Source organism: Xenorhabdus szentirmaii DSM 16338, assembly GCF_002632585.1.
Classification (GTDB): Bacteria; Pseudomonadota; Gammaproteobacteria; order Enterobacterales; family Enterobacteriaceae; genus Xenorhabdus; species Xenorhabdus szentirmaii.
Genome location: NZ_NIBV01000002.1, coordinates 203954 through 228548, shown reverse-complemented (window position 1 = coordinate 228548; position 24595 = coordinate 203954). Strand labels below are relative to the sequence as shown.

Here is a 24595-nt window from a genome sequence, read left to right as displayed (position 1 = left end):
CTTTACTCCTGCTCAGCCATTTTTCTCAATGCGACAAAATCCAGTTTACCACTTCCAAGCAAAGGCAATTGCTTCACATAACGAATATCACGTGGAATGGCTAACTCCGTCATTCCTATTTCACGCGCCATTCCCAGCATCGCATTTCTATTCAAGTTAGTATCTGTCGTAAACAGCACTAATGCTTCATCTTTGATTCGGTCACTTTTAGCAGTGGCTGCATGCAGTGCATCAATAGAAAGACGTGAAGCAATTTGCTCTACAGCTTCAAGTGAAATCATTTCCCCTGCAAGCTTAGCAAAACGCTTCGCGCGCCCTTTAATTGTGCAAAAGCCGTCTTCGTCAATGGAAACAATATCGCCGGTATCATACCAACCAATCTGATTATTCCCTTTTTCATCCTCAGCCGAGGGAGGTTCGAGCTGATCAGGCGATTCAACGCGCAGATACCCTTTCATGACATTCGGCCCGCGTAATTGCAGACGTCCCCCATTTTCAATTCCCTGAACAGGCAACAAACGAGCTTCTATACCCGGTAAAATCCGCCCGACAGTTCCTGATTTGGCAGCCATGGGAACGTTGATTGCCACAACAGGGGCACACTCAGTCACGCCATAACCTTCTAAGATACGGATACCAAATTTATCCTGCCAAATGTTTCTGGTACTTTCTGACAATTTTTCTGCACCCGCTACCACATAGCGCAAACGGGCAAAATCATAAGGGTGGGCAAACTGGGCATAATTTCCCAGAAAAGTCGATGTTCCGAACAAAACGGTACAATTGCAGTCATACACCAACTCAGGTACGACCCGATAATGCAACGGACTCGGATAAAGGAATACACGGCTTCCTGTCATTAATGGCGTGAATAGTCCTACCGTCAAACCAAAAGCATGGAACAGTGGCAAAGAAGACATAAAGCGGTCAAGTGGAGTAAAGTCGGCAACCGTTTTTATCTGCTCAACATTCGCTAACAAACTTGCATGGCTATGGACAACCCCTTTCGGTGTACCTTCTGAACCTGATGTAAATAAAATCAAGGCATCATCATCCGGTTTCTGTGAAGCAATCATCGCCTTGGAAGGGAAAAGCAGATGCCAGAAGATCCAAAGTTTATCTTCCCGACTCATTGTATCTTTCACATCTTCCAGATATACCCAGTTGGCTTCTGTTATTTGCTCCGGCAGATGCGTTAATTTTCCTTTTTCCAAAAACTGACGGGATGTCACGATGGTTTTGAGCGACGCTGCCTGCATGGCATTCTTAATGCTTTGGCTGCCTGCCGTATAGTTCAATAAAGCAGGCACACGCCCCTTCAATGAAGCACCATATATCGCAGCTGCTATTGCCGTTGAATTTGGCAACAGCAAACCAAACCGTTCTCCTTCTTCTGTAAAGCGCTCCAATATCCGGCTGATACCCAATATTTTTTTCAACAATGAATGATAACTATCTTCTTTGAAACCCACATCTTCAATGCAAGGTTTGAAACGGCCAAAACGCTTTTGCGCAGAGAGATAAGCGCTGAACAGCGTTTCTTTTGGCCGGGTTTGCATTCTCACATTCTTCATGATGTCATGAAGATGTTCTCCTGCTAAACGACGACATGTTGCTGAATCAGGTGCTTCCGGCATGGGTAAATCGACGGCGGGTAATATTTTGATGGTAATTTTGGGAAACCAATGGAGTTTCATCACCCCTTTCAATCGCCCGAAAATGGTTTGCTCTGCACCATCAATGCGGATTGGTACGACTTTCGCTCCCGATTTAGCGGCAATGAATGCCGCACCATCATAAATTTTCATGAGGGAGCCTGTCACCGTGATACGCCCTTCAGGGAAAATCACTATCGGGCGCCCTTTGTCCACTTCCTTGACTAACGTCCTGACAGCCATTGGATTCGTAGGGTCCAGAAGTACAATATCTGCATAGTATTTGATGAACCTGAAAAAAACACGGTTAGCAATATTGGTATAAATAGCAAACACGGGTTTTACTGGCAGGAACAATCCTATCAAAAGGCCATCCAGAAACGAGATGTGGTTGGGAGTGATGATACATTTAGAATGTTTTAAATGCTGCTTATCACCTTCTATAGTCACCCTAAAGCAAATACGAATAAGTAACCGAATAAAATTTAAGAGCATATCCATATAGTAAATATAATTAATCAGTGAAAAAGTAGAGTCATACTATAAATTGTATAAGCAATCTGTATATAAAATTTCCCCGCCTTAATAAAAAATAAACCTTTAACACCTTAATATATCAAATTTACTTGTTTTCCTGATTTAAAATATAAGACTGTATACTTAGTACAATATTTTCCACTGACAAACTGGCATCAACGGTGAAATCAGCACATTGATTGTATAATGGCTCTCTCTCCGTCAATATTCCTTCAATTTCTTCGGTAATGGATTTTCCTGTCAGGCTGGGGCGTTGTTCATCCTCGGGATTAAGGGATAGCCGCTCAATTAAGGTTTTTGCGGGTGCCTGCAAATAAATCACAATACCATTCTGTTTCAGATGGCTGCGATTTCTCGGTGACAACACAATTCCTCCGCCAGTAGAAATAACACATTCATTCTGGCTCACCTCTTCAAGTATCTGGCTTTCAAAGTTCCTAAAGTATTGCCAGTCATGTTTTTCAACCATCTGGGCAATCGTCATTTTGCTGGAAATTTGGATACTCTCATCAGTGTCAAAAAATTGATACGATAATGCTTCAGCCAACAACCTACCTATTGTCGTCTTCCCTGCCCCACGCGCACCTACAATAAATACAGTCTGTTTCATTTCGTTGTTTTCCTGAAGGGGATATAAAATTTAAGATTAAACACAAAGTATAGTAACTAAATATTTACACTAGTGTAAAAAAGTATTTTTCATTCAACAAAAAGTCACACTTAATGTTAAGTGTGACTCGCATTGTCAAATGAGTGTGTGCCAAAACAGAATATGATTAGCAACGAGGTAGATAGTCGCCATAACCAACCCATTTGTACGTGGTCAGTGCATCAAGCCCCATCGGGCCTCTTGAATGTAATTTTTGAGTACTGACAGCCACTTCAGCGCCCAAGCCAAACTGACCTCCATCAGTAAAGCGAGTACTTGCATTTACATAAACAGCAGCAGAATCCACCTGACGGACAAAGCAATCTGCCTGCTGCAAAGATTCTGTCAGGATCGCATCAGAATGCGCAGTGCCATATGTACGAATATGATCAATGGCATGAGCAATATCACTGACAATTTCAACATTCATATCCAGTGATAACCATTCATCGCAATAGTCTTCTTCAGCCACTTCAACAACGGTTGCCGGCCCTTCTTTCAATAGCGCCATTGCGGCAGCACCGGCATGCAGTGTCACGCCCTGCTCTTTCATTTTATGACTTAAAACCGGCAGGAAAACAGAGGCAATCTTTTCATGTACCAATAAAGTTTCCAACGAGTTACAGGCGCTCGGACGTTGAACCTTCGCATTGGTAATAATTTCCAGTGCTTTTTCAATATTGACGTCTTGATCCACGAATGTGTGACAAACACCAATGCCTCCAGTAATGACTGGGATCGTAGATTGTTCACGGCAAAGTTTATGTAATCCGGCCCCACCCCGAGGGATCAGCATATCGACATAACGATCCATTTTCAGCAGTTCTGAAACTAATTCGCGATCGGGTTTATTTATCGCCTGAACTGCCGCCGCGGGTAATCCATTTTGTTCCAGCGCCTGCTGAATGACCTTCACCATTGCTTGATTGGTATGATGAGTTTCTTTACCACCACGCAATATAACTGCATTACCGGTTTTCAGGCACAAGGAGGCAACATCGATCGTCACATTGGGCCGAGCTTCATAAATCACGCCAACGACCCCCAAAGGTACCCGGCGCCGGCTCAACTGCAACCCGCTATCCAACCATTGCCCATCCATAACTTGCCCGACAGGATCAGCCAGCCGACAGACCTGACGCACATCATTGGCTATTGCATTTAATCGCTCAGGCGTCAGCAATAACCGATCGAGCAAAGCCTCACTCATTCCGTTCTCGCGGGCTTGATTCATATCTTGCTGATTGGCAGCAAGAATTATTTCTATTTCAGCTTCTAATAAATCAGCAATATGATGCAACGCCTGATTTTTTTGATTAGTACTTAATTGCGCCAACTGCCATGATGCTGCTTTGGCTGCTTTTCCCATCTGCTCCAGCATGGTGAAATCCTTAATTCACGATCAATTAATTAGCTTACGACCAAGTCGTCACGGTGAACCGCAACCGCACCATATTCATAACCCAATATCTGGTTAATTTGTTGAGAATGATGGCCGGCAATCAAACGTAAGGCATCGCTGTTATAACGGCAAACGCCATGAGCCAGATCTTTACCGGATAAGCCGCGAATACGGATAACTTCACCACGAGAAAAATCGCCTGAAACGTCTTTAATTCCTTTTGGCAACAACGAACTCCCTTTTTCCAAAATTGCGGTTTCCGCCCCTTGGTCAATAATAACTTCACCTGCCGGCGGTGCCCCGAAGATCCAACGCTTACGATTTTCCATCGGGTTGACCAAACCATGAAAACGCGTTCCAACCGATTTTCCATCAATCACATCAGCAATGACATTGGGTTTATCGCCTGCCGCGATAATAACATCAATTCCTGCGCGTCCGGCTACGCCCGCGGCCTGAAGTTTTGTCGCCATTCCTCCGGTACCCAAGCCTGAAACACTGTCTCCGGCCATCATTTTCAGTTCATCACTGATGTCATAAACTTCAGAGATCAATTCTGCATCCGAATTATTGCGAGGATCGGCAGTATAAAGCCCTTCTATATCCGTCAGGAGCAATAATTTATCCGCACTGCCTAAAATGGCGGCAAGCGCAGAGAGATTATCATTGTCACCAACCTTAATTTCTGCTGTCGCAACAGCATCATTTTCATTAATGATGGGAACGATATGATTATCAAGCAAAGCCTGAAGTGTATCCCTTGCATTTAAAAAACGCTCACGATCTTCCAGATCGGCCCGAGTTAACAACATTTGTCCGACATGGATGCCATAAATAGAAAATAATTGTTCCCACAATTGGATCAACCGGCTTTGTCCAACCGCGGCCAACAATTGTTTTGATGCTATCGTCGCGGGAAGATCAGGATAGCCCAGATGTTCACGCCCGGCTGCAATTGCTCCGGAAGTCACAATAATAATGCGGTGGCCTTTTTCATGCTGTTGAGCACATTGTCTGACCAATTCAACAATTCGGGCCCGGTTCAGGCGACGAGAGCCACCAGTCAATACACTCGTCCCCAGTTTCACAACCAATGTCTGGCTGCCATTCATCATATTTTTACCATTATAGTTATTAAACATTGATAGTTATTAAACATTGATAGTTATTAAACATTGATAATTATTAACAAGTTGTTATTAATTAACAAACTGATAGTGATCAAAAGGTTATAGTGATTAAAATTTGAAAAAATTGTCTTGATAAAAAACGCTTAAAAAAATGATATTCAGTTTTAACAGGAGAGAAGCGTTATGCCAACAGACATAACGCAAAATTTATAAAAAGCAGGTTAAGGGTAAAATCTACGCCCCAACCGGGGTTTGAAAAGCAATCGTGTTTTCGGAAGGGGTTAATGTCAATTTCAGAGTATTAAAAGAGTCATTCAAGCGTTTGTGAAATGCCTGCAAGGTTGATTCGAGATGTTCAAGATCAGATGCTTTCTTAATATTCATAACACGCCATTCACCGTGTTTATCAAATAAGCCAATTTGATATTTATAAACAAACTCGTTCCCTTTTTCTTCCAACTCTAACCACCATCCCCAAAACTCCCGTTTTTCTGGTGCGACTTTCGCATTGACACAAACCGCCAGACAGTCAAAGAAAAAATAACCATTTTCGCATTTTAATTCACGCACATACGGCCCAAGTGCAGAAAAACGCTTTAACAACTTATTTTTAGAATAACTTGCGGGTAAAGCCATACAAAGGTCTCCTTAATAGATAGAATACCTTTGTATCAAATGATTAAAAAATATCAAGTAATAAATTTTATTTTAGATAACTTTATCTTTCAACCATACACTTATTTCGTGTAAAGCCTTAGTGAAACCACTATAAGTTGATGTAGCAGGAATTGCCCGCAATGTGCCGTCCATTGATGACATGGCTATCAATTTAGAGTCTTTTCTCGGGCTGAAAATATCGTCTTCCCAATACACAGAAAACATAGGCACAGAACAACGACGCCCCAGCAACCCTTGTTTTTTCAATGAATAGCAATTCAGTTCTGAACGTAACCGTTTTTCATCCACGTGGTAAATACCCAGACGGTTAGCGAGTACATCAAAGTACATTGACGGAATTTTCTGCTGTAATTTTTCGTCATGCAATAATTCATGCACAATCGGGCCTACCACCGCTATCCCTTTGATGAGCTTGGGTTCCAGATAAGCCAGACGAACAGCAATGTTGGCCCCGAAACGGAAACCAAATACGCCTATGCGTGTGTGATCAATCCACGGCACACGATCCAACTGCTGTAAAACTTGTTGATGAAGTGCACAAGTATCCTGCGTTAATGTCAACTTGGCAGAATACCCGACAGAAGGCATATCCACCGTCAACATAGCAAAACCAAGAGGAGAAAGATGATCGCGGAATAGCCGCCAATAATCACTCTGCACATTATCAAGGCTGGTACAAACTAAAATCGTGGGAAAAGGCCCCTGAACATGAGAGGGAATATGCAATAATCCGGTTGCACTTTTGCCTTCTTCCAACTGAAATTCCCATTTTTTCACTTCATAATCGGAGAAACGGGCTGCATTTTCATACGCTTTATTGGCTAAGGCCATCGCCTGATCAGCCAGTTCATCACCACGCAAATGAGGATATGCTGCAATGCTATACAGCGTTGAAGCTTTTAACCAATATGTGCCGGCTTGTCCTGACTCTTCAGCACGCAATGCTTCTTGCTGCCAGTGCATGGCAAGTTGTGACCACTCAAATGCCCAATTACCTTTACGATAGCCGATCACAGTATCCAACAAATGGTCAGTACTGCGCTCGGCATCTGTTACAGCAATCCGGCTGAGAACATCCTGGATTTCCAGCGGACCGATTCCCCTCCAGATCCAAGCGAGCCAATTAATCATCCGATACCAATGCTCGCGGCGCTTCCCACCAAGCATACTATCACTGGCAGTTACAGACTGTGGGCGGGTAAATTTTACCAGTGTAGAGGTTTCCCGATGTTTAAACCGGGGTTTAAACAACGATTCTGAAAGGTTTTGTTTAGTCATGACAAAAGAAAAATCTTACTGTTTATCACAAATAGGCGGCACGAACATAACACCCATATCCCACGGTTGCTCAATCCACGTGTTTTGGGGAATATCGATAACATAATCATCCACAAGAGGGCGACCGGCAGGCTTTGCAAAAATCGTTACAAAATGGGCTTTAGGATACAATTGGCGAATTGCTTTCGCAGTGCCACCGCTATCAACCAAATCATCAACAACGATAAATCCTTCACCGTCACCTTCTGCTTTCTTTAATACAGTCAGTTCACGTTGATTATCATGGTCATAGCTGGAAATACACACTGTATCAACATGGCGAATACCTAATTCACGTGCCAACAAGGCTCCTGGCACAAGGCCACCACGGCTAACAGCAATAATGCCTTTCCACTGTTCTACAGGAAGTAAACGTTGTGCCAATTTACGGGCATGTATTTGCAACATATCCCACGTTACAATATATTTTTCACTCATAAAATTTGATCCTGGAAACTAAGAATATTTCAGAAAAGTGATTTTTGCGGAAAAAAGGTTGCGCGAGATTATAGTGATTTGAACGGACAAAAACCAGCAAAAACAAGGTAACCCCTCATTCTGACGGCGCATTGTGGGTAATAAAATGGTATTCTCACACGTGACATAGACATTGGGACAACAACACAGTGAAAAGTTTCCCAATGTATCAAACATTACCGTTTTTCATCTCACCCCGATGTCGTTACAGGAGATTCGCTGTGTCCGAATTATCAACATTATCCCCTCAACCACTATGGGATATTTTTGCCCAAATTTGTTCTATCCCCCATCCGTCTTATCATGAAGAAGCATTGGCATCCCACATCATTAAATGGGTCCAAGACAAGGAATTTCATGTAGAGCGAGATGAAATCGGCAATATCCTGATCAGAAAACCCGCGACAAAAGGCCTGGAAAACCGCAAGGCAGTCGTACTTCAAGCCCATCTTGATATGGTTCCCCAGAAAAACAATGATACCCAACATGATTTCACCAAAGATCCTATCCGTCCTTACATTGACGGTGACTGGGTGACAGCTGACGGCACAACCCTGGGTTCTGACAACGGTATCGGGATGGCTTCTGCTCTGGCAGTACTGGCAGATGAATCTGTCAAACATGGTCCATTAGAGGTTTTGTTGACCATGACTGAAGAAGCCGGAATGGATGGCGCATTTGGCCTGAAATCTGGCTGGTTACAAGCCGATATTCTGATCAATACCGATTCAGAAGAAGAAGGCGAAATCTACATGGGCTGCGCAGGCGGCATTGATTTTATTACAACGTTGCAACTATCCCGTGAAGTTTTACCTACTGGCTACAAAACTCTGCAACTCACCCTCAAGGGATTAAAAGGCGGGCATTCTGGCGGTGATATTCATCTGGGACTGGGTAACGCCAACAAATTATTGGCTCGCTTCCTGTCTGCACATGCAAATGAATTGGATCTGAAATTAATTCACTTGCAAGGTGGTACGCTGCGCAACGCCATTCCGCGTGAAGGTTCTGCTGTCATTGCAATTCCCGCAGACAAATTAGAAAAACTGCATCAGTTGAAAGATAGCTATCTGGAAATACTGAAAAATGAATATGCTGTTGTTGAAGCGAACCTCATCCTTTTATTAGATGAAATCGAAACATCTTCACAAGCATTAACAGCAGATTGCCAAACCCGATTCTTATCCATACTCAATACCATGCCAAATGGTGTTATCCGTATGAGTGACGTCGCTAAAGGCGTTGTAGAAACGTCTCTGAACGTTGGCGTTGTCATTATGGATGACAAGAAAGTTGAAGTGGTTTGCCTGATCCGTTCACTGATTGAAAGTGGCAAAGATTACGTTGTGGAAACACTTCATTCTCTGGCGAGACTGGCAGGAGCTGAATCTGTGGCAAGTGGCAGCTACCCCGGCTGGCAACCCGATGCTGACTCACCAGTTATGCATTTAGTACGCGAAACTTATCAGCAACTCTTCGATAAGACACCCAATATCATGGTGATCCACGCAGGCCTCGAGTGTGGGTTGTTCAAAAAACCGTATCCTGACATGGATATGGTATCCATTGGCCCAACGATCCGTGGTGCGCATTCACCTGATGAAAGAGTTCACATTAAGAGTGTCGGTCAGTATTGGCAACTGCTTACTGCCATTTTGAAAGCGATCCCGGTTAATGAATAACATTCGGCAATAACCTCCTCCCCCGGCCATCCGGTATGGGGGAGGACCCACTCTTTCTTCATTGCCTTGAATTTACCACTCCAATAAAAGCTGACGTTCCAATTGGGGGCTTTGTAAGGTGACGTGTAACCCGACCAATCTGACTCCCCGCCCTTCCCGACGCGTTTCCCAAGCCTGTTTTGCAATTAAGAGCAGATCGGATTTATCCAATAAAGGATGAACATGTTCCTGTGTCGTTAATTGGAAATCATCAAACTTTAATTTGATCCCCTGACGGGCAATACGGAGATCAGGTTTTACCTTTTCTAATCTCTTTTCCAGTTCAGGATAAAGTTCTTCAATCAATGCTACGCAGTCGCTCCATTCATGAATATCCTGTGCTAACGTTTTTTCCACGCCGACAGATTTACGCAAACGCTCTGGTGTGATTTGCCGTTCATCAATGCCATGACAGCGTTCCCAAAGCACCAGACCAAATTTGCCCAGATTCTTTATCAACGCCAGCTTATCGTAATGTTGAACATCCGAGCAGGTTTCCAGCCCCATATCCGACAAGCGCTTAGCCGTGACTTTTCCAACGCCGGGAATTTTACGCAGTGCCAGCGTTTTCACAAAGGCGTCTACATTTTCAGGAGCAATCACATATTGACCATTCGGTTTATTGATATCAGATGCGATTTTGGCCAGAAACCTGATAGGAGCAACACCAGCCGATGCAGTCAGTTGCAACTCATCAAAAATCACTTGCCGAATTTCCTGAGCAATTAATGTGGCTGAACCATGGCAATGACGGCAATCCGTGACATCCAGATAAGCCTCATCCAATGAAAGAGGCTCAATCAGATCAGTGTAACGGGAGAAAATATGACGGATATGTTGAGACACTTCTTTATAAAGTGCCATTTGCCCTTGGATTACCTTCAGTTGCGGACACAGTTTCAATGCCATTGCTGTGGACATTGCACTGTGTACACCAAAACGACGAGCGTGATAATTCGCCGTGCTGATCACCCCCCGCCGATCTGCGCTTCCACCTACAGCGATAGGGATATTACGGAGTGACGGATTATCCCGCATTTCAATGGCAGCAAAGAAACAGTCCATATCAATATGAATAATTTTGCGCATCTGATCTCCTTCAGGCCAAATCACTGTATAAATATACAGAAACAGATCATGAAACTCTAGTTAATTCTCTGGTGCTATTTCAATGGGCTGATTTCCCCGAATGTAACCGTGCATCCACCAAAACCGGCATAAGCCACGCCACTGACCACACGTGCAATTACCAATGACCAATAGCCGGGAAAAAGCATATCTACGGCAGTTGCCAGCACAGTGTTGCTATAACCAATAATGTTGCTATAGCCAATAAGGGAGCACCAGCCAATCCCCCTGCAATTAAAAATTCTGAACTTCCCATCGTAAATAAACTTAAACCTAATAAATAGACAGTTGCGGGAAATTTTGGTTGACCGGTTTTCATAAGAAATCTTTTCTCCCTATTACCATATTAATCACAGCACCATTTCTGCGCCCAACCACCAGAAGGAATGTGATATCGCTATTTTGATGCTACAACGACAAGTCATTCATCATGGATAAAGTAAAACACAAATAGTCAATAGATCACTTGATTATCTGGTAATGATATGAACACAGCAAAAAGTATTAAAATAGGCAGCTTATTCAATCCCGTTAATATAAACATTCTTTCATAATAATATTTTTAGTTAATCCTACTACAAAATATATTAAACAAAACCTTTAATCATATTTATTTGATATAAAAAAGTGACATAGATAGATTTAATATGTACCATCTTCACTCTTTATAAGTAAGCTCTGTCATTAATAAAAATAAGGCTGGCAATGAAAAATAATATTTCATTTTTTTTATATCAACTCTCTGATATTTTATTTACTTCTTCCACAAGAGCATTTGGGATGTTGTTCTCATGGTGGATGATTGAAGTACTAAATCTGGAATTTCAACTTGGGTGGTTTATTTTTTCATCATGGCTTTTTCAATTTTTATTTCTTGTTTTCATGAGTGACTTTGGCGATAGGTTTAATAAAAAAAATGTCGTCCTATTCTGTATTACGCCTATTGCATTACTTTTTATACTGTCTAATTTCATAGATAAAAACCTCTATATTCCATTAGGTATAATCTATATTTTTGCTTCTATTTCAGCCATACTTATTCAACCCATCGGAACCAGTATCCTTCCGGAAATCAGCAATAAAAATAAGTTAGAATCTTCATTTAAATATAGAGGCATTGTTAACTCAGTTAATATCATCCTTGGCCCTGCAATATCGGGGATCGTTATCCATTACTTAAATATTAACGGGGCCTTGATCTTTATTTCCTCAATGGCAATACTATCTATCCTTGGTTTTTGCCGTGTCAGCAACAAACAAAAAGAAAAATCTTCGCAACAACATAAGAGTAGTACAGGAAGTATCAAGATAATTACCAAAAACCCGACAGAAGCCAGTTTGGTTATTGTTTCTTCTTTTTTCAATTTTACTGTCGTTCCACTTGTGACTTACATCACCCCACTTATCATCATCAATGAATTTAAGCTAAGTGCTTTGCAGGTTGGCATTGCGGAAGCGACATTTGGTATCGGTATGATGATTGGCAGTATAATTATTATTAAACCCATGAATAAGATCTTCTGTAAAGCACACAGTGCCTTTATTGCAGCTTTCACTATTGCAGCATGTATAACAGGAATATCCGTAGCAGGTTCATTGACAGAATTATGTGGCTATATGCTAATCAGCGGAATAGGTGCGGTTATTTATAATATTAATACCACTTCGATCCGATGCCTTGCAACACCGGAATCTTATCGCAATACAATGGAATCTAAATTTCTGGCCATTTGTATCATTTCAATACCTTTGGGAATGATATCTGCAACCTACATGATAGAAAGTTACGATATCAGAATGCTATTAATCGTCTTTTCAGCGTTGATGGGATTAATCTCATTTTTTGTTCTATTCGCCCCCAAATATGTAGAAATTTCAAAAATGTCAGAATCTCAACTAGATGGCTATTACGAGAAAATATATCCGGAAGCCTATCATTCAAAGTGAATAAAAACTTCATAATTGCAGTGATACTGAATGGATTTCGAGTGACTACCCGAAATCCATTGGTTACAGATTCGTTATCACACCTTCGAGCAGTGAATTCACCGTAAGCTGAAGCGCTTGCTGACGATTTTGCCAGTTTTCTTCACATCCCCTCAAATAAGCTTCCCGCGCATCAGCCAACACTGCGGCCTGTATGGCAGGAAGGCGAGCAGCAGCCCAATCAGCGGCAACATCTTTAGGAACAAACTTTCCGGTGACTGATGTCTCCCACATACGCGCCAATGTCAGCAAAACATTGCGTTCATCTCCCTGTAACGCCTCCACCAAACCCGGCAGGGAATCTTTAATAGCACGGAGAATCTCCAATTTTGAGGGAGCGGGCAGAAGGTTGCTTGCATCCGGACCAACCAAAGCTATTGCTTCCTGTCGCGATTGGGCCAGCACCAAGGTAAGTTCTGGATCGCAAACAGGTTTGGGAATTTCCCCCATCTCATACTTTTGACGTAACCATTCCCCATAAATGAATTCGCTCCGGGCAGGATAAAGTGATGCAGCGAGATCAGCACGCGAAAAAACAATCAGTTCAATCGGGCGGCGCCCATCGGGATCAAAAGGATATCGTCCTGATATCCTTATTAAATCGGCCGCAAGACGCTTCCGAACCTCAGTGGTCATCGGCTGGTCGATGACCACAATCAAATCTACATCGCTGCGGGGACGAAGGCCACCAGCCACTGCTGAACCATGAAGGTAAACTGCTACCAGTGATTCCGCTAATCGCTTCTGAACGATCAACAGTACCTTGTCTGCTTCGGGAGGAATCGTCATAAACAGTCCATTATGAATATCGCCAGAATGAGGTTGCTGAGCATATTATCTCCCGAAGCAGCTTCGTCAACCTGATTTTCCTAATCCTTTTTTTTATCACTTAATTTTATCCTTCACATTTCTATCCCCCACTTGGGAAAATCAATGTCTGACCCGGTGCTTCCCTGTTCAAATGAATAAAATTAAGGTGTTTTTCATAATGGTCCAGAATGTCGCTGATGATTTGCTCTTTCGTGTAATCCATCAAATCATTCCCTTGTGTTCCTTCTACCAGAAAGGTTTCTAAACGGTAATAATGAGATTTCCCCAATCTTGCCCGATAGGTAAACCCGGGTGCAGAGTAGCGCTGTGGCCAGATCTGGTAGACAAAATTCGGTTCATCACCCAAATCGACTATAAGCTCCAATGGGTTCAGGCGCTTGTCTTCATTTGGTGGCAACGAATTAAACTGAACTTTCGCGCCGCTGACGACCAATTCTTTCGCAACTTCCAGCATGGCAGGACGGCACACCATATCCAACATCCGTTTGGTATTTTTCGTACCCGGGAAATGCATCATGCGGCTTAAGCGCTGCTTCCAGTTCAATGAGCCATTATCATGCACAAGCGTGGGCGAAGTATTTTGCAATGAACTCGCTTTGCGGAAATCCTCTATCCGTAAAGATTTATACAACCCCGCCATCACAAAGAAAATCACAAAGCTGAAAGGCAGCCCCATAATGACTGTCGTATTTTGCAACGCAGAAATACCATCAGTCATCAATATTCCCAAAGTTAATATCCCAATGACGATGGACCAGAAGATACGCAACCAATTTGGAGCATCATTGTTGATGTCACTGAGATTAGACGTAAAATTCCCCAAAACCAGCGATCCGGAATCCGCAGATGTCACATAAAACAGCAGGCCCGTGATTGTGGCAACAGAGGCACTGAATGTAAAAGCAGGATAAAGTGCCAACAAGCTATAGAAACCCCGTTCCGGATGCTCCAACACTGTTTCCGCTAACTGGCGATTACCGTGAATGATTTCATATAGTGCACTGTTGCCAAAAATTGATAGCCATATCAGAGTAAAAACAAATGGGATCACCAATGTCCCCATAACAAACTGACGGATTGTTCTGCCCCGGGAAATACGGGCCAAGAACAAACCAACAAACGGCGCCCAGGCAACCCACCATGCCCAGAAAAACAGCGTCCAGTTATTCATCCATTCTGTCGGTCGTTCAAAAGCAAAACTGTTCAGTGTCATGCCCATGAAACGATTGATATAATCCCCGACATTCTGCACTAATCCATTGAGCAGAAATTCTGTATCACCAACAAACAAGACAAACAGTACCAACCCCAGAGCCAGCAACACATTTAATTCGGATAAAAACCGGATCCCTTTGTTTACGCCTGATGTTACCGAAACTGCAGCCATGACAACGGATAACAGTATAAGCCCGCCCTGAACCCCCAGGCCCTGAGGAAATCCAAACAGCACTTTCAGACCATAATTTAACTGTACAACACCAATTCCCAGTGTGGTTGCAATGCCAAAAATCGTCCCTATGACTGCCGCAATGTCCACGGTATGACCAATGGGGCCTTTTATCCGGTTACCAAAAATAGGGTAAAGTGCGGAGCGAATAGTCAAAGGCAAATTGTAACGATAACTAAAATATCCCAGTGCAATCCCCATTAAGGCATACATAGACCACCCCGTCAGGCCATAGTGAAACAATGTCCACACCATCGCCTGACGAGCAGCTTCTATCGTTTCCCCCTGGCCCGTTGGAGGCCTCATATACTGCGTCACCGGTTCAGCCACCGAGAAAAACATTAAATCAATGCCTATCCCTGCGGCAAACAGCATTGCAGCCCAACTGAGCAGGCTGAATTCCGGCTTGGATTGTTCTGGTCCTAACTTGATAGTACCGAAACGCGAAGCGGCAACAAAAATAACAAATACGATGTAAAGCGTGGCAGCCAGTAAATAATACCAACCAAAGGTTTTAGAAACCCAATTCAGTGTATTTTTTATCCAAAGGCTTGTCGCTTCAGTAAAAAAAATCGTGAACAGGGCAAAAAGGATAATCAGTCCAGCGGAGGTAAAAAAAACGACAGAATTCAGTGTATCCTTCTGAGTGCTTTTTGGACTGTCTTGTTCGTTCATAGGCAGTTCCTTAAATTGAAGGGAATAAAAAAATAAAAAAAACAGATAAACACAACCCATTGAATAAAAATAAAAAATTTAATTATATTAAATGTTAAACTCCCTTTATTGTAAAAATTTTGTAATAAAACATATTTAATTTTGATTGAACATTCAATCAAAAAAAAGTTTAATACCCGCCGAGTGATTGATTTTTTGAGCCTTAAATCATGCCAAAAATTGGAATACAGTCGATAAGAAAACAGCAGCTCATTGATGCAACATTAACCGTTGTCAATGAGGTTGGAATGCAGGAAGCAAGTATTGCGCAAATAGCCCGAAAAGCAGGGGTTTCCAACGGGATCATCAGCCATTATTTCAAAGATAAAAACGGGTTGCTGGAAGCCACAATGCGTTATCTGTTGAATCAGTTGGGCATGGCCGTGGCACGTCGTTTACGGCTGCTTGACAATGCCAGCCCCGCACAGCGGTTGAAAGCCATTGTTGAAGGAAACTTCGATCCCAGCCAAACCAGCAGCGCAGCAATGAAAACTTGGCTGGCATTCTGGGCGAGCAGCATTCACCAGCCTAATTTGTATCGCTTGCAACAAATCAATGAACGTCGTTTGTATTCCAATATCTGCTTTGAATTCAGACACGTACTTCCCAAAGCGGAAGCGCGTCTGGCCGCTCAGGGGCTTGCAGCATTGATTGACGGAATTTGGTTAAGAAGTGCATTAACTAGTAACCCCTTTGATGTTGAAGGGGCATTCAAAATCACCATCGATTATATCGAACAGAAACTCGGTGCATCTCATATGACCTGAGTTCAAACCCAATAGATAGGCTCTTAAGGAGAATCTATGACCCAATTCGGATTACAGAAACTTTATATCCATGGTGCTTACGTTGATAGCACCGATTCCGATAACGCCATTTTTGATGCGATCAATCCCGCTAATGGTGAAATTATTGCTCAATTTCAATCTGCAATAGAGCAGGATGTTGAGCGGGCAGTCGAAAGCGCTCATCGGGGGCAAAAAATCTGGGCAGCCATGACAGCAATGGAGCGTTCTCGGATCTTGCACAAAGCAGTCAGTATCTTACGTGAACGCAATGATGAACTGGCCGAGCTGGAAACACTGGATACCGGTAAACCTATTTCTGAAACTCAGCCACTTGACATTGTCACCGGCGCTGATGTGCTGGAATATTATGCAGGCTTGATCCCTAGCCTTGAAGGGCAACAAATCCCACTGCGTGAATCTTCTTTTGTCTATACACGTCGTGAACCTCTGGGGGTTGTTGTCGGTATTGGCGCATGGAATTACCCCATTCAAATTGCCCTTTGGAAATCCGCCCCTGCTTTAGCGGCTGGCAATGCAATGATTTTCAAGCCCAGTGAATTCACCTCCCTCACCGCCCTGAAATTAGCTGAAATCTATACTGAAGCCGGTTTGCCGGATGGTGTATTCAATGTCCTGACGGGTGCGGGCCATGAAGTGGGGCATTATCTGACAACCCATCCCAAAATAGCCAAGATATCTTTTACTGGTGGTACTGTTACCGGCAAAAAAGTCATGGCAAATGCCTCCGGTTCTACCTTAAAAGAAGTCACCATGGAACTGGGTGGAAAATCTCCCCTGATCATCTTTGAAGACGCTGATCTGGATCGTGCGGCTGATATTGCCATGATGGCAAATTTTTTCAGTTCAGGTCAGGTTTGTACTAACGGAACCCGCGTTTTTGTCCCCAAATCCCTGCTCTCACAATTTGAAGCCAAAATTCTTGAGCGTGTTAAACGCATACGCATTGGCTCACCTCTCGATCCCAATACTAACTTTGGCCCACTGGTGAGTTTTCCGCATATGGAATCTGTTTTGCGCTATATCGAAAGTGGCAAAAACACAACTGCACGCTTGCTTTGTGGTGGTGAACGCCTACTGGGAGGCGAATTGGCAAAAGGCGCGTTTGTTGCACCAACCGTCTTCAGTGATTGTACCGATGATATGTTGATTGCACGGGAAGAAATCTTTGGCCCTGTCATGTGCATTCTGACTTACGAAACGGAAGAGGAAGTCATTGTCCGGGCCAATAACACCACTTACGGTTTGGCTGCCGGACTGGTGACAAAAGACCTGTCTCGCGCACACCGCGTAATCCATCAATTAGAAGCCGGGATCTGCTGGATCAATACCTGGGGCGAATCTCCGGCTGCTGTTCCTGTCGGTGGTTATAAACACTCCGGTGTCGGCCGTGAAAATGGGTTGGTTACATTACAAAATTATACACAAATCAAATCAATACAGGTGGAATTGGGGAACTTTGAATCCCTATTTTAATCCATGACTGTATAACTGAAACAGAGGAGATAACAATGGTATTTGATTACATTATTATCGGTGCTGGTTCAGCGGGTAACGTGCTTGCAGCTCGTCTAACGGAAGATCCCAACACCACCGTCCTCCTGCTGGAGGCAGGTGGTCCAGATTATCGATTCGACTTCCGCACTCAAATGCCAGCTGCGCTGGCATATCCCTTGCAGGGAACCCGTTATAACTGGGCTTATGAAACCGATCCTGAACCCCATATGAATAATCGGCGCATGGAATGTGGCCGAGGCAAAGGGTTGGGAGGTTCATCATTGATTAATGGTATGTGCTATGTCCGTGGCAATGCGATGGATTTTAATCATTGGGCAAAACAACCCGGTCTGGAAGACTGGACTTATCTTGATTGCCTACCTTATTTCCGTAAAGCAGAAACACGGGATATTGGTGAAAATGCATACCATGGTGGCAGTGGACCTGTCAGTGTCACAACACCTAAGGCAGGAAATAATGAACTCTTTCACGCAATGATAGAAGCCGGTATTCAAGCGGGTTATCCACGTACAGATGATCTGAATGGCTACCAACAAGAGGGCTTTGGCCCGATGGATCGCACCGTCACACCTGAAGGACGTCGCTCCAGTACAGCGCGCGGCTATCTGGATCAGGCTCGCCCACGTCCTAATCTCACGATTATGACCCACGCATTAACCGATGTTCTTAAATTTGAGGGAAAGACAGCGGTCGGTGTTGATTTTTATCAAGGTAATAATTCAACCGTAACGAAAGCCAAAGCACGCAAAGAAGTTTTACTTTGTGCAGGAGCCATTGCTTCCCCACAAATTTTGCAACGTTCTGGCATTGGCCCCAAAGATACCCTGAATGAACTCGGTATTCCTGCTGTACAGGTATTACCGGGAGTTGGCCAAAACCTTCAAGATCACCTTGAAATGTATTTGCAATATGAATGCCTCAAGCCTGTCTCTCTTTATCCCGCGTTAAAATGGTATAACCAGCCTCAGATTGGGGCAGAGTGGTTATTCAAAGGCACAGGAATAGGAGCCAGTAATCAATTTGAGGCCGGTGGTTTTATCCGCACCAATGAAAAATTTGCCTGGCCAAATATTCAATTTCATTTCCTGCCTGTTGCTATCAACTACAATGGCAGCAATGCTGTCAAACAGCATGGTTTTCAGGCGCATGTCGGCTCTATGCGATCCCCAAGCCGGGGACGGGTGAAAATAAAATCACGGGACCCTCGCCACCATCCCAGTATTTTGTTCAACTACATGTCAGCAGAACAAGATTGGCAGGAATTCCGCGATGCCATCCGCATTACCCGGGAAATTATGGCTCAACCTGCATTGGCCCCGTATTGTGGACGTGAAATCAGCCCAGGAGCCACCGTTCAAACTGATGAACAACTGGATGCTTTTATTCGTGAACACGCTGAAACCGCCTTCCACCCTTCATGTAGCTGTAAAATGGGAACCGATGATATGGCTGTCGTTGATGGGCAAGGCCGTGTACATGGTGTCAAGAATTTACGGGTTATTGATGCTTCTATTATGCCAGAAATCATTACCGGTAATTTAAATGCCACAACGATTATGATAGCTGAAAAAATTGCTGACAAAATTCGCGGAATTAACTCATTACCACGTAGTCAGGCAAAATATTACGTTGCTAATAATGCACCTATTCGACAATTGTCAAAAAGTCATTAATCAGCGCCGATAGCAATAATATAAAATAGTAATGCGGGAAAATGGAAACTTTCCTATACGATTGTGAGTAAGATTATATTTTCCCGCATTGCGATTCAAGATAATAAGAATTTTCGATTTTACCTATGCAACCATTTTACATGGACATTAATTATGGCAAATTCAATGTCATAAAAATATGTTCTGCACCATCTTCCAGATAAACTTCTCCCTGAGTTCGATACCCCAGACTTTCATAAAATGGCTGGGCGTGGCATTGTGAAGATAATACAATCGTTGAAATTCTGTTTTTCCGACCATACTCATCAATAAACTCCATGATTTTTCTGCCAATTCCCTGGCCCCGGTAGTTTTTCAATATCGCAACACGACCCACTTTAAGTGTGTTATTGTCTTGCGGTACAGCTCTCAATACCCCAATTGGTTTGTCACCATCGTATATTACAACATGCAGGGCAATATCATCATATTCATCAATATCAATTTCTGCTGCAAAGCCCTGCTCATCAGTAAATACCTGCTGACGAATTAAAAATGCTTGCTGAATTAAGTCAGGATCTTGCCTTCCTACACTGTATTTTATTTTCATTGCCGTATCCAAAATGCTATTTACATAATTATCCTAATCTACTTTTATATAAATAATTAAGTCAAGTAAGAAAGAATCCTTTAGCATTATCATATAAAATAAGGGTGATTTTTTACATCACCCTTCAGCATTAGAATATTTTCACAATGATAGAATATGGCATCGATAGATTGGTTTTCTTATTTTTTATCTCCATCTTCTTTATGATTATTGTTCAATTCATCTATTTTTCTATCAATTTCAGATTTTAAGTCTTCCGTTTTTGACTTCATTTCATCTGAAAGCTGCTTATTCTTATCAGAAATCTGATTTTGGATATCGTCTGTCTTTGATTTCAGATTATCCACCAAATCATTGGTTGTCTCAGTGGCCTTATTCTGCACATCTGCCATTTGCGATTTCATATGATCAGTCACTTCATTAACAGAATGAGTGATTTTATTTTGCTCTTCCTTAGATTGATCAATGATGCTTTGGCTGCCTCTCTTCGCTTCATCCTTTAATTCCTGTGATCCTTCTTTTGCACTGTCCATCATGCCTGTCGCTTTCTGCTCACCATCATGCTTCATTTGTGTCGCGCTTTCTTCAGTTTTCTCCGCTGTACTTTCCACATCTTTAGAAGCCTGATCACAACCCGCAATCAATGCAACTATACCTGCTACTATCAGAGAACTAAGGATCTTTTTCTTCATTGACTAACCCCTTTGCAATTAAGGAACTTGCATTTACAGAAATGATCTCACCAATGAGAGCCTTGCCCGATCAACACCACAGCACCCCACAAGCTCAGCACTCTCATTATCAATTTAATCAATAACTTAAAAAACTCCAGAAGATATAAATAATAATCTTAATAAAAATAATTCTCATTTCCATTTGATCATTTTATTTTCTCATGTAACTATAATCTTGATAAATATTTTACTTGATCGTATTTCAGGACATTTATGGCAAATAATAGTCAAAAATTAGAAAAACGCCCAATTACAGCAATAATTCAAAAAATTCTACGAGGTACATTCTCAGGCACATTAGCGTTAGGTACTGTATTTTCCGGCTCCGTCTATGCAACTGAAAAACCAGATGAGCAAAAAAGCGAGGTAGTAAAGTTATCCGCACTTTCTGTCATCGGGAGTTTACATAACAGCAACAGTGCTGGCAGCTCTGTACTCAAAAAGGCAGACATTGACCGGACCCAAGCCGATAATTTTGCTCAATTGCTTGATCAACTTCCCGGTGTTTCTATGTCTGGATCTCCACGCCCCGGAGGGCAAACATTAAATATTTGGGGAATGGGAGACACCGAAGATGTAAAAATAGCATTGGATGATTCCCCCAAAGGATTCGAAAAATATCGTCAGGGTTCCGTCTTCATTGAACCAGAGCTAATTAAACGTGTAGACGTCGATAAAGGCCCGCATAATTTATTGGATGGCAATGGCGGGTTTGGCGGAACAGTCAAAATTGTCACAAAAGACGCCAGTGATTTTCTGCGCCCTGATGAAAACTGGGGGGGCTTGATCAAACAAAGCTACCACACCAATGACAGGCAATGGATCAATAGCGGTACTTTATACGGCAGAGATCCCGATGGTTTTATTGACGGATTGCTCTATGTCAGCAAACGTGATGGCCATAATATCAAACGCCCGGACGGGACACGCTTCGAGTATTCTCAAAACACGCAAACCTCCTATTTATTGAAAAGCAATATTTATCTCAATGACACCCATACTGTGAGCCTGTCAGCCATGCGCTCTGAATCCGATGGTTGGCAGCCATGGGCTGCTAAGCGAGATAAGATGAATACGCCTTCAGCCAATGATATAAAAAAATATGGTTGGGATGGTGCATGGGAAAGAAAACTCGTCTTCCGTGATCAAGTTGATCAGAATTACTCTGCCAAATGGAACATCGCGCCAGAAGATAATCCATGGTTGAACCTGACAATAACTCAGGCTTATTCAAAAACGGAACAAGCTGATCATCGCCCAGAAAATGTCACCGGTAACTATAGCGCCAGTCTGGGCCATAAAAGCCGGGTAAATTACACCGACCACCTGACTGACATTAACAATAAAAGTGTATTTTCAACTGGCATTATTGAACATGAATTCGTCATGGGAGCTAAATGGCATAAACATCTGCGCAATGTATTCATGTTTGATAAAAGTAAGGTAAAAGAGGCTGAATATAATTATGGCTATTATCAACCTTACTATATGCCATCGGGAAAGCAGACAAGTTACAGTCTCTATTTACAGGATTCCATGACATTTTCTAATTTTGTCATTACCTCAGGCGTTCGCTATGACCACGTAAAAAATGTAGGCAAAGGAAATGCCGCTCCGCGATTTAATAATCCATTGCCTGAAGCAGGGCATGATAACAGCGGAGTGACTTACACCGGATGGAGTCCCCATCTGGGCATCATGTGGAAAATGACACCCAATTTATCTCTCTTTTCAGATATCAGTCGCACATGGCGTGCTCCTGTCATTGATGAACAGTATGAAGTTCAGTCAAATAACACTTCCCTGCCGAGCACAAGCCGCAATCTTAATGTTGAAAGAATGACAGGAATACGTCTTGGTGCAATTCTCGATTTCGATAATTTAATGCTTGAAGATGACAGCCTGCAAATCCGGACGACACTATTCCGTAACCATGGCAAAGATGAAATATTCAAAAGGCGTGGGATTTATTGTAAAGAGCAAATCGAAAGTGGTTCAAAAGATTCATGTGGAAAGCCACTGGCAAACTATCGTAATCTGCCGGGATATGCCATTGAAGGGTTGGAAATAGAAACCTTTTACGACAGCAGGACACTATTCGGAAAATTATCTTTATCCACGATGCGTGGGCAACGTGATACTTCCATTCGGGACCCATGGTTGGGAGATAAATCCTGGATTGCGGAAATTCCGCCAACTTCAGCTCATGCCATGTTAGGATTTAAAATTCCACAATGGCAAATGGCAATGGGTTGGAAAGGTGATTTTATCCGCAAACAAGATCGTTCACCTGAGGGTAGCGATCTCAAAGCAGAGGGTTGGTCACTCCCCAAAAGCAGCGGTTATGCTTTACATGGCCTGTTTGCGAGCTGGCGCCCTCCTCATTTGAAAGGTTTTGAAGCACGTATTGCCATCGATAATCTGTTCAATCGCGCTTATTATCCTTATCTAGGAGAAGATGTTTCTGGCATTGGCCGTAATTACAAGTTCAGTGTTTCGCAACAATTCTAACCTGCATGCCACTCTTTAATCCCTAACCCTGTTAATTTTTAAAAGGGTTAGGATTAATTCTATTACCCCTTTTTAATAAACCCTAATATTTTTTATTTCTAATATAACGTTTTAAGTAAATTACTTATAATAAAAACCCCTTGCATTGGCGTTTCAATAAGTTTAGTTTTGTGTTAAAAACAAGTTAAAATTAATAACAGTTCCATTTACAACAATAATTCTGATATCGATAGATAGTCGTATTATTCGTGCTGCCCATTGAATTTTAAAATAAAAAAATAATTAGATAACCATCTAACATCACATGATAAACATGTAATTTTATTTAAAAGAAAATGTCTATACAACCAAAAACAAGTCTATTTTTTATTTAATAAATTTAAATCCTTTTGACAAAAAATTACTGATAGCACTAAAACTGATAGCACTAAAAAGTTCCGTTACAAAATGCTTGGTCAACGTTTTATTTATCACAGCGTAAGAAGTCAGGAATTTTCATAAGCTCAATGCATTATTATTATGAAAATTCATTTAACAAATGATACAGCTATTTTTCACTCACTATTTCAATAGGTTTTTTTATGATTAAATATAATGATGGGTTTGATCAGATTCGCCAAAAGAATCGTAATACTGTAGAGAAATATTTGGAATTGACCAAAGGTGAAGCACGCTTAAAAAGGCATGAACTTTTTGCGGAAGATGGCGAAGGCGGATTATGGACCACAGAAACAGGCGAACCAATTATTATACGTGGTATTAATAACTTAGAGCGCCATGCTCACTGGTCACTGCAATGCTTTCCTGATTGGGAATGGTACAATATCAAAATCTTCACAACTGATAATCCCGACCATGTTTGGGTTGAATGCGATGGTCGCGGTATTATTCGTTTCCCTAATTACCCTGAACATTACTATGAAAATCATTTTATTCATTCTTTCGAATTACGTGATGGCCTTATAATACGTAACCGAGAATTCATGAATCCTATTAATCAACTCAAAGCCCTTGATATTGTTGTTCCTAAAATAAATCGTCAGGGTATTCCCACCTGAGTTTTTATTGATTAATGGTTCTGTAGAGTAAAAA

Annotated in this window: 20 protein-coding genes; 7 read left to right on the top strand and 13 right to left on the bottom strand. The window is 42.3% G+C overall.

From position 1 onward, the window contains the following. Positions 1–2: 2 nt before the first annotated feature. The 7 genes from aas to gpt form a co-directional block, all read right to left on the bottom strand. A complete protein-coding gene (gene aas / locus Xsze_RS10960; RefSeq protein ID WP_038235415.1) occupies positions 3–2150 on the bottom strand; it encodes a bifunctional acyl-ACP--phospholipid O-acyltransferase/long-chain-fatty-acid--ACP ligase in 2148 nt (715 codons plus the stop codon). 127 nt (positions 2151–2277) lie between these two features. Further along, positions 2278–2802 (bottom strand): shikimate kinase AroL, encoded by a 525-nt coding sequence (aroL, locus tag Xsze_RS10955; protein ID WP_038235297.1) that lies wholly within the window; start codon positions 2800–2802, stop codon positions 2278–2280. Between the two features lie 166 nt (positions 2803–2968). Continuing rightward, positions 2969–4222: a glutamate-5-semialdehyde dehydrogenase gene (gene proA, locus Xsze_RS10950; RefSeq protein ID WP_038235299.1), complete on the bottom strand. Its 1254-nt coding sequence runs from the start codon at positions 4220–4222 to the stop codon at positions 2969–2971. A 29-nt stretch (positions 4223–4251) separates the two neighbouring features. Then, complete coding sequence (gene proB, locus Xsze_RS10945) at positions 4252–5355, bottom strand: glutamate 5-kinase (protein ID WP_038235417.1); 1104 nt, start codon at positions 5353–5355, stop codon at positions 4252–4254. A 252-nt stretch (positions 5356–5607) separates the two neighbouring features. Then, positions 5608–6009 carry a sigma factor-binding protein Crl gene (gene crl, locus Xsze_RS10940; RefSeq protein WP_038235302.1) on the bottom strand — a complete coding sequence of 134 codons (402 nt, stop codon included), beginning with the start codon at positions 6007–6009 and terminating at the stop codon, positions 5608–5610. A 72-nt stretch (positions 6010–6081) separates the two neighbouring features. Further along, positions 6082–7329: an esterase FrsA gene (gene frsA, locus Xsze_RS10935; protein WP_038235304.1), complete on the bottom strand. Its 1248-nt coding sequence runs from the start codon at positions 7327–7329 to the stop codon at positions 6082–6084. Between the two features lie 15 nt (positions 7330–7344). Continuing rightward, complete coding sequence (gene gpt, locus Xsze_RS10930) at positions 7345–7806, bottom strand: xanthine phosphoribosyltransferase (RefSeq protein ID WP_038235307.1); 462 nt, start codon at positions 7804–7806, stop codon at positions 7345–7347. A 260-nt stretch (positions 7807–8066) separates the two neighbouring features. Here gpt and pepD point away from each other — a divergent pair, with 260 nt between their 5' ends. Next, complete coding sequence (gene pepD, locus Xsze_RS10925) at positions 8067–9527, top strand: beta-Ala-His dipeptidase (RefSeq protein ID WP_038235309.1); 1461 nt, start codon at positions 8067–8069, stop codon at positions 9525–9527. A 72-nt stretch (positions 9528–9599) separates the two neighbouring features. On the opposite strand, the gene dinB is transcribed toward pepD, so the two are convergent. Together dinB and Xsze_RS22175 are read right to left on the bottom strand one after the other, a co-directional pair. After that, entirely contained in the window at positions 9600–10655 is a 1056-nt protein-coding gene (gene dinB, locus Xsze_RS10920) for a DNA polymerase IV (protein ID WP_038235311.1), read from the bottom strand. 190 nt (positions 10656–10845) lie between these two features. Continuing rightward, positions 10846–11013 (bottom strand): hypothetical protein, encoded by a 168-nt coding sequence (locus Xsze_RS22175; RefSeq protein WP_156935860.1) that lies wholly within the window; start codon positions 11011–11013, stop codon positions 10846–10848. A gap of 386 nt (positions 11014–11399) precedes the next feature. Here Xsze_RS22175 and Xsze_RS10915 point away from each other — a divergent pair, with 386 nt between their 5' ends. Continuing rightward, positions 11400–12641: an MFS transporter gene (locus tag Xsze_RS10915; RefSeq protein ID WP_038235313.1), complete on the top strand. Its 1242-nt coding sequence runs from the start codon at positions 11400–11402 to the stop codon at positions 12639–12641. Positions 12642–12704: 63 nt separating this feature from the next. On the opposite strand, the gene Xsze_RS10910 is transcribed toward Xsze_RS10915, so the two are convergent. Further along, on the bottom strand, positions 12705–13469 hold the full coding sequence (locus Xsze_RS10910) for an aminoglycoside adenylyltransferase family protein (protein WP_051462309.1): 765 nt from the start codon (positions 13467–13469) through the stop codon (positions 12705–12707). 121 nt (positions 13470–13590) lie between these two features. After that, entirely contained in the window at positions 13591–15633 is a 2043-nt protein-coding gene (locus Xsze_RS10905; protein WP_038235315.1) for a choline transporter, read from the bottom strand. A 209-nt stretch (positions 15634–15842) separates the two neighbouring features. On the opposite strand from Xsze_RS10905, the gene betI reads away from it, so the two are divergent. Genes betI through betA form a run of 3 tightly spaced genes read left to right on the top strand, consistent with a single transcriptional unit; the run spans position 15843 to position 19669 of the window. Then, positions 15843–16439, top strand: a complete 597-nt coding sequence (gene betI, locus Xsze_RS10900; protein WP_038235317.1) for a transcriptional regulator BetI — start codon at positions 15843–15845, stop codon at positions 16437–16439. A 36-nt stretch (positions 16440–16475) separates the two neighbouring features. Further along, the gene (gene betB, locus Xsze_RS10895; RefSeq protein ID WP_038235320.1) at positions 16476–17954 is read left to right on the top strand and encodes a betaine-aldehyde dehydrogenase; all 1479 of its coding nucleotides are present in this window, start codon (positions 16476–16478) and stop codon (positions 17952–17954) included. A gap of 35 nt (positions 17955–17989) precedes the next feature. Continuing rightward, positions 17990–19669: a choline dehydrogenase gene (gene betA / locus Xsze_RS10890; RefSeq protein WP_038235323.1), complete on the top strand. Its 1680-nt coding sequence runs from the start codon at positions 17990–17992 to the stop codon at positions 19667–19669. Positions 19670–19820: 151 nt separating this feature from the next. Here betA and Xsze_RS10885 read toward each other — a convergent pair whose 3' ends face one another. Continuing rightward, on the bottom strand, positions 19821–20258 hold the full coding sequence (locus tag Xsze_RS10885; protein ID WP_038235326.1) for a GNAT family N-acetyltransferase: 438 nt from the start codon (positions 20256–20258) through the stop codon (positions 19821–19823). A 179-nt stretch (positions 20259–20437) separates the two neighbouring features. Continuing rightward, positions 20438–20950: a hypothetical protein gene (locus tag Xsze_RS10880; RefSeq protein WP_038235328.1), complete on the bottom strand. Its 513-nt coding sequence runs from the start codon at positions 20948–20950 to the stop codon at positions 20438–20440. A 255-nt stretch (positions 20951–21205) separates the two neighbouring features. On the opposite strand from Xsze_RS10880, the gene Xsze_RS10875 reads away from it, so the two are divergent. Together Xsze_RS10875 and Xsze_RS10870 are read left to right on the top strand one after the other, a co-directional pair. Beyond that, positions 21206–23503, top strand: coding sequence for a TonB-dependent hemoglobin/transferrin/lactoferrin family receptor (locus tag Xsze_RS10875; RefSeq protein WP_244431753.1), 2298 nt, complete (start codon positions 21206–21208; stop codon positions 23501–23503). A 581-nt stretch (positions 23504–24084) separates the two neighbouring features. Continuing rightward, positions 24085–24561, top strand: a complete 477-nt coding sequence (locus Xsze_RS10870; RefSeq protein WP_038235330.1) for a PhzA/PhzB family protein — start codon at positions 24085–24087, stop codon at positions 24559–24561. Positions 24562–24595: the final 34 nt, after the last annotated feature.